This is a genomic window from Pedobacter sp. 01T416_2, from assembly GCF_056398925.1.
Genome location: NZ_JBFTQI010000283.1, coordinates 1 through 6800 on the forward strand (window position 1 = coordinate 1; position 6800 = coordinate 6800).

Here is a 6800-nt window from a genome sequence, read left to right on the forward strand (position 1 = left end):
CCGTTAATGGTTGGGCGTTGCCCGATGTAGGCCATTCCCTTGTAAGGTTGGAGGTTTAAGGTTGAGGGTTTAGGGTTTAGGACTTCAGACTCCATCTCTACGGTAACGGCATAAATGCCATCGCCCGGAATCAGTTTATAAGTTTCTTCTACAAAGATATTAGCTGTTGGGAAACCTATTGTTCTTCCGATTTTATCGCCTTTGATTACCCTTCCAAAAATAGAAAACGGATAACCCAGATAATCGTTGGCCAAGCTTACGTCGCCCGCTAAGAGCGCCTGACGGATTTTGGTAGAGCTTACTGCAACATCATGAATATCCTGCTCCATAATTTCCTCCACACTAAAACCATAATGTAGGCCAGCAGCTTTTAAATCGTTTAGGTTGCCCGAACGATCTTTACCAAAGCGGTGGTCGTAACCAATAATAATATGCTTGGTACCAATGTTATTTACCAACGTGTTTTTTATATAATCCTCAGGCAGCTGATTGGAGAAATCTCTGGTAAATGGCGTGATGATTAAATGATCTACACCTAAACCTTTTAAAATTTCGGCTTTTTCATTAATGGTATTAATCATTTTTAGCTCCTGGTTTTCAGGATCTATAATCATTCTAGGGTGTGGGAAAAAAGTTAATATTACACTTTCTCCGTTGTCGGATTTTGCCTTTTCTACCAGTTGTTTAATGATTTTTTGGTGTCCGAAATGCACGCCATCAAAAGTGCCAATGGTTACAATGGCATTATCTAATTTTTTAAAATCCGAAAGGTTATGATATATTTTCAATGGTAAATCTATTTTATCGGTGTGGGTTTTGCATGAGGGATGGAAGCGGTATCCCCCGATTTAAGCATTGTTGTTTATTATTTTGTGGCATGCTTGCTTGTTTTACAGGTTTCATCGGGGATTTAGCGTACAGCCCGACCCTTTGCACAGCTTAGGGGCATGCCCAATTTCTATTATTTATTAATGTAAAGCATRGCGTTTTACGACCCCGCCTTTTAAATCGGCAATCTGTTGTTGTATCACAAATGCATCCGGATCGATCTGGCGAATAGCGGTTTGTAATTTGCTCATTTCTAGTTTGGTAACCACAGTGAAAATAATATCGATATCTTTCTTTTCTCCATAACCACCTTCACCTTTATAAATGGTCACTCCGCGTTTCATTTCGTTAATGATGAATGCTTTTATGTCTTCCTGGTGCTCAGAAATAATGGTAACACCGGTGTATTGTTCTATGCCATTTACAATGAAATCGATCGTGCTTGATGCCGATAGATACGTTAGAATAGCATATAGCGCAGTTTCGATATTTAAGAAATAAGCTGCGAAGGCGAAAATAATGATATTTAAAATCAGGATGATATTTCCAACGGTTAAAATGCTGTTTTTACTGATGTAAAGCGCTAAAACCTCTGTTCCGTCGATAACACAGCCACCGCGCATGGCCAATCCAATCCCACCGCCTAAAAATAACCCGCCGAAAAATGCGATGAGCAATTTATCGTGGGTAATGGGCTGAAAGGGAAGAAAAATTAAGGCCAACGAGAGCGCAGCAATGGCAATAGCGGTTTTAAGGGCAAAGCCTTTACCAATCTGCCTATAACCTAAAATTACAAAGGGAATGTTGATAATTACAATAAGGTACGATAAATTCCAGCCAGTTAAGGTGCTTAGCAAAAGAGAAATACCCGTAACACCACCATCAATAAAATGACTGGGCATTAAAAAGCTTTTTAAGCCAAAACATGCCGAAGTTACACCTGCAATAATTAAAAGAATTTCTTTTATAAACCTGATGTTTCTGTTTTTGATGCGGTTCATGCCTCTGCTGCAGTTTTAGCTTCTTCTTTCTTGCTACGAATATAATTAACAAGTTCTAATACCTCAAACGCATCTTTAAGCAAAAAGTTTCCGCTCCGGGTACGTGTAAGTTTGGAAAGATAAGCGCCACTGTTTAAAGTTTTACCAAAATCGGATATTAATGAACGGATGTATGTGCCTTTACTGCATACAATTCTAAAATCGATCTCTGGCAGTTCGATGCGTGTTATTTCAAACGCTGGAACGCTTACAAAACGTTTACGTAGCTCAACCTCTTCACCCAGCCTTGCTTTTACGTATAAACGCTCTCCATTTACCTTAACAGCAGAATGTGCTGGTGGATATTGTTCTATATCGCCAATAAATGGTGTACAGGCAGCGTATATATCTTCTTCGGTGATGTTACTGATGTCGAAAGTTTGATCTACCTCGGTCTCCATATCGAATGACGGGGTTGTAGCACCCAAAATCATGGTGCCTGTATATTCTTTCTCTTCTGCCTGGAAAGTGTCTATCTGCTTAGTTAATTTGCCTGTACAGATGATTAGCAAGCCTGTAGCAAGGGGGTCTAAAGTGCCGGCATGACCAACCTTTAGTTTTAGCGGTTTTAAAGAATTACGGATTTTGCCCACTACATCAAACGAAGTCCATTTGTATGGTTTATTAATTAAGAGCAATTCGCCTTCAGCAAAATTGAAGTCTTTAAATTTTGAATTTTCGGTACTCACAAATCTTTTTTGCGCAAAGATACGGATTAGTTTATATCAATATGATATCCTGATAAGAACAATGCTAATATGATAATTCCCAAAGCAATACGGTACCAGCCGAAAACTTTAAATCCGTGTTTGGTTAAAAAGCCGATAAATGATTTTATAGCGATTATAGCAACAATAAAAGCAACAATATTACCCACTAATAACAACTTAATATTTTCTGTATTTAACAAATGATAGCCTTTTAAAAGCTTGTATCCTGTTGCTGCGCACATTGTGGGCACGGCTAAAAAGAATGAGAATTCTGCAGCCGCACTTTTTGTTAATTTTTGACTCATTCCGCCCAAAATTGTCGCGGCACTTCTACTTAAGCCAGGGAAAGCTATAGCAAGCACCTGGAAAAAACCGATCTTTAACGCAGTTGCGTTTGTGATTTCTTTTTCACTGTCAATTGTAGCGTTTTTAAACCACTTATCAACCAATAAGAGTATTACGCCTCCAATTAATAAAACGGCAGAGATAAATATAGGATTGCCCAAAGTATTATCAATAAAATCATTCAATAGAAAACCAAAAACCAAAGCAGGTATAACAGCAATAATTAATTTCAGATAAAACTTCCAATCAGAAAAGTTGAAGAATTTTTTCCAGTAAATTACCACCACAGCCAAGATTGCACCTAATTGAATAGCAACTTCAAAAAGCTTTACAAAGTCATCTTTACCGATTCCCATCAGGGCGGATGTTATGGCCATGTGTCCGGTGCTCGATACAGGTAAAAATTCAGTTAAACCTTCAATAATTGCCAGAATAATGGCTTCAAAATAGTTCATGTTTTTAGAAAAGATAAGAAATAAAGAAAACGCTTAACCAATAAATTAAGCGTTTCAAGTATAATCCTTTAGGATAAAATTATTTTTTTAGGATAGCATAAATGCCAAAAGCAAAACCCGCCAACACCACTATCGGTGCTAATAAAGTCCTTCTGAAATCATAAATGTCGCCAGTAGTACCCATCATTAATATAAAGCCAACTGCTACAATTGCAATGCTGATTAACAATAACTGATAGTTTTTTTTGGTGAAAACCAATTCGCTTTTAACGTCCTTTGCAACCGGACCTGTTTTTTTTTCTGCCATTATCTATAAAGATGATAAGATTTTAAACGTAAATATCTGCTTACTGCAAACCATGTACTAATGCCTGTTATAAAAATACCCACAATTAAAAGGCCTATAAATACGAAGCCAAATTCCTGGTAGTTATTTAAAATAATAATCTCAGGTACCTCTTTGCGGGCATAAATTAAGGTTGCCAATAAAATAATAATGGCAATAAATGCAGCAATTAAGCCATGTAAAGCAGCATATAATAAGAAAGGACGTCGAATAAAGTTTTTCGTTGCACCAACCAGCTGCATACTTTTAATTAAAAAACGCTGTGAGTAGATTGCCAATCTTATTGTGTTGTTAATCAGTGCTATAGAAATGATTAATAGCAGTGCGGCAAAGGCTAAAATAATTAAGCCAATGGTGCTGATATTTTTGTTTACCATATCAATTAAAGAGCTTTGGTAAACCACTTCTTTAACTACAGGGTTTTTAGAAATACTTGCTTTTAAGGCATCGATGCTTTTATTGTTCGCATATTCTGCTTTTAAATACACATCGAAGGTAGATGTTAGCGGGTTGTATCCTAAAAAGTTAACAAAATCCTCACCTAAATCCTGCGTTAAATTTCTTGCGGCAAGCTCTTTATTTACATATTGAGTTTGCTTTACTGCAGGATTTGCATTTAATTCCTTCTGAAAGGCCAAAACATCGGCTTCTTTTGCGCCTTCATCAACAATAATGTTTAAAACGATGTTTTCTTTAACGTAGTTAGACAGGTTTTTGGCATGTACAAGTACCAAACCAAGCAGTCCCAGCATTAATAAAACCAAAGCAATACTGATTATAGTGGAGATATAAACGGTTTTGGTTTTCTTAGATGCATCACTTACTTCGAATTCTTCCATGTATTTCATTTTTGTTTCTGCGAAAATATAAATTATACCTGATAAACACCAATTAATGATTGCTAAATGAATATTAACGGAAAGCTTTTGCTTTTAGTTTGAGTATTAATTCTTTAATTAAATTTACTTTTTGTGAAAACGCGGTACGAAATTTGTTGAAACGGCGTTAATTATGGATATCTTAAAACTAAATTTAACTATGAAAAGACAAATTACTATTCTGAGCCTATTCTTACTTATCGCCTCTACAATTATTTCGTGCAAAAAAGATGATACTTCTTTAAAAGCCCAGATGTTAGGCCGATGGACGTTAAATAAAATTGTAACTTCCGGTTATACTGCTGAAGAAACATTGAAAGATCCAAAAAAGATTAATGGGACTGTTACCTATGGTACAACAAGTGATTATGTTGACTACAAATCAAATAACGATGATCAGGTAGAGCTGAGTTTATCGGGTAACAGAACAATCGGAACTTATGTAATCATTTATTCTGATCAGTTCAGCATGGATATTAATGATGGATTGAATTATTGTAAAGTAAACAGTATTACTGCAAACAAATTAGAGTTTACTGCTAAAATTGATAAAACAAACGTTACTAAAGTATATTTTTTATCAAGATAAGATCTTAATCCCCCGATTATTTGCTGCGCCATTGATTTTTAACATCAATGGCGCTTTTTTTTGTGTTAAATCTTAGGGCCGTCATGCTGAATTCATTTCAGCATCTTTCCAAGCAAGATAGGCCCTGATCCCGAAATTTCGGGACAGGGTGACGATCTCGTTGGGTAATAGAGCTAAAATTGTTTATTATGATAAATATTTAGCGAAACATTTATTTTGGCATAAAGCATCAGATGATATCTAAGTGCACAAAAGACGTGTAGGTTTTTACCCCTAACTTCTTCTAATTCTGCATTTCTGCTGGTAAAATATTATCATGAATCTGCTTTTTTAAGCCCCTTAATTTCCGTATTTTCGCACCTTTAAAAATTTAAAACTTGCAATGGATTACCAATTCAAAGAAATAGAGCAAAAGTGGCAGAAATTTTGGGCAGATCATCAAACGTTTAAAGCCGAAAGCAATTCTGAAAAACCAAAATATTATGTGTTAGATATGTTTCCTTATCCATCAGGAGCAGGCCTGCACGTTGGTCACCCACTGGGTTACATTGCATCAGATATTTTTTCAAGATATAAACGCCTTAAAGGCTTCAATGTATTGCATCCAATGGGATACGATTCGTTCGGATTACCCGCAGAGCAGTACGCCATACAAACCGGACAGCACCCTGCCATTACCACCGAGGCAAACATTGCAACCTATCGCAGGCAGTTAGACCAAATTGGTTTTTCTTTCGATTGGAGCAGAGAAGTACGCACCAGTGAGCCATCTTATTATAAATGGACACAGTGGATTTTTATGCAGTTGTTCAATTCATGGTACAATATCGAAAACGATAGGGCAGAAGATATTACCACGTTGATCGAAAAATTTAATGCTTCTGGTACAGCTGATGTTAAAGCAGTTTGTGATGAAGATACTAAAGAATTTATGCCGAGCGACTGGGCAACCTTTACCGATGAAGAAAAACAGATTGAATTGTTAAAATACCGTTTAACTTATCTTCGCGAGAGTACTGTAAACTGGTGCCCGGCTTTAGGAACCGTTTTGGCGAATGATGAGGTTAAAGATGGCTTCTCGGAACGTGGCGGTTTCCCTGTTGAGCAAAAGAAAATGATGCAATGGAGCATGCGGATTACAGCTTATTCTGACAGACTTTTGCAGGGTTTGGATACCATCGATTGGCCAGAACCAATTAAAGAAATGCAACGTAACTGGATCGGTAAAAGTGTTGGAGCATCCGTAAGGTTTGCCGTTGACAATTCACAGTTGGCAGTTGAAGAGACTGAAAACTCAAAACTGAAAACTGAAAAATATATAGAAGTTTTTACCACCCGTGTAGATACCATTTTTGGGGTTTCTTACCTGGTTTTAGCTCCGGAGCATGAGTGGGTTGCAGAATTAACTACTCCTGAACAAAAAGAGGACATTGCAAACTACATCGCTTTAACTAAAAAGAAATCAGAGTTAGACCGTATGGCCGATACCAAAACGGTGTCTGGTGCTTTTACGGGTACCTATGTAATTAACCCTGTAAGTGGCGAACGCGTGCAGTTATGGATTGCTGATTATGTGTTGGCAGGTTACGGAACTGGCGCGGTAATGGGC

8 protein-coding genes are annotated in these 6800 nt (G+C 37.1%); 2 read left to right on the top strand and 6 right to left on the bottom strand.

Annotated elements, in window-relative coordinates:
* The 6 genes from ribF to AC1DPQ_RS13370 all read right to left on the bottom strand — a co-directional run.
* Positions 1-788, bottom strand: a 788-nt coding sequence (gene ribF / locus AC1DPQ_RS13345; RefSeq protein WP_477609695.1) for a riboflavin biosynthesis protein RibF, incomplete at its 3' end; no start/stop codon positions are given.
* Between the two features lie 180 nt (positions 789-968).
* Positions 969-1829 (bottom strand): YitT family protein, encoded by an 861-nt coding sequence (locus AC1DPQ_RS13350; protein WP_477609697.1) that lies wholly within the window; start codon positions 1827-1829, stop codon positions 969-971.
* The gene (gene truB, locus AC1DPQ_RS13355; protein ID WP_230149589.1) at positions 1826-2557 is read right to left on the bottom strand and encodes a tRNA pseudouridine(55) synthase TruB; all 732 of its coding nucleotides are present in this window, start codon (positions 2555-2557) and stop codon (positions 1826-1828) included. The genes AC1DPQ_RS13350 and truB overlap by 4 nt, the downstream gene beginning before the upstream one ends.
* Positions 2558-2583: 26 nt before the next feature.
* Positions 2584-3378 carry an undecaprenyl-diphosphate phosphatase gene (locus AC1DPQ_RS13360; protein WP_477582376.1) on the bottom strand — a complete coding sequence of 265 codons (795 nt, stop codon included), beginning with the start codon at positions 3376-3378 and terminating at the stop codon, positions 2584-2586.
* Between the two features lie 79 nt (positions 3379-3457).
* Positions 3458-3685, bottom strand: coding sequence for a DUF3098 domain-containing protein (locus AC1DPQ_RS13365; protein WP_108198252.1), 228 nt, complete (start codon positions 3683-3685; stop codon positions 3458-3460).
* Entirely contained in the window at positions 3685-4563 is an 879-nt protein-coding gene (locus AC1DPQ_RS13370; protein ID WP_029275800.1) for a cell division protein FtsX, read from the bottom strand. Before AC1DPQ_RS13370 ends, AC1DPQ_RS13365 begins: the two co-directional genes overlap by 1 nt.
* Positions 4564-4762: 199 nt before the next feature.
* Between AC1DPQ_RS13370 and AC1DPQ_RS13375 the strand changes: the two genes are divergently transcribed.
* Together AC1DPQ_RS13375 and AC1DPQ_RS13380 are read left to right on the top strand one after the other, a co-directional pair.
* A complete protein-coding gene (locus tag AC1DPQ_RS13375) occupies positions 4763-5191 on the top strand; it encodes a lipocalin family protein (protein WP_477582378.1) in 429 nt (142 codons plus the stop codon).
* Between the two features lie 382 nt (positions 5192-5573).
* On the top strand, positions 5574-6800 hold a 1227-nt coding region (locus AC1DPQ_RS13380), incomplete at its 3' end, for a class I tRNA ligase family protein (protein ID WP_477609700.1).

Bases quoted from the DNA above. Each gene is read 5' to 3' on its own strand.
- AC1DPQ_RS13360 (WP_477582376.1), bottom strand. From the start codon at position 3,378: ATGAACTATTTTGAAGCCATTATTCTGGCAATTATTGAAGGTTTAACT.
- AC1DPQ_RS13365 (WP_108198252.1), bottom strand. From the start codon at position 3,685: ATGGCAGAAAAAAAAACAGGTCCGGTTGCAAAGGACGTTAAAAGCGAA.
- AC1DPQ_RS13370 (WP_029275800.1), bottom strand. From the start codon at position 4,563: ATGGAAGAATTCGAAGTAAGTGATGCATCTAAGAAAACCAAAACCGTT.
- AC1DPQ_RS13375 (WP_477582378.1), top strand. From the start codon at position 4,763: ATGAAAAGACAAATTACTATTCTGAGCCTATTCTTACTTATCGCCTCT.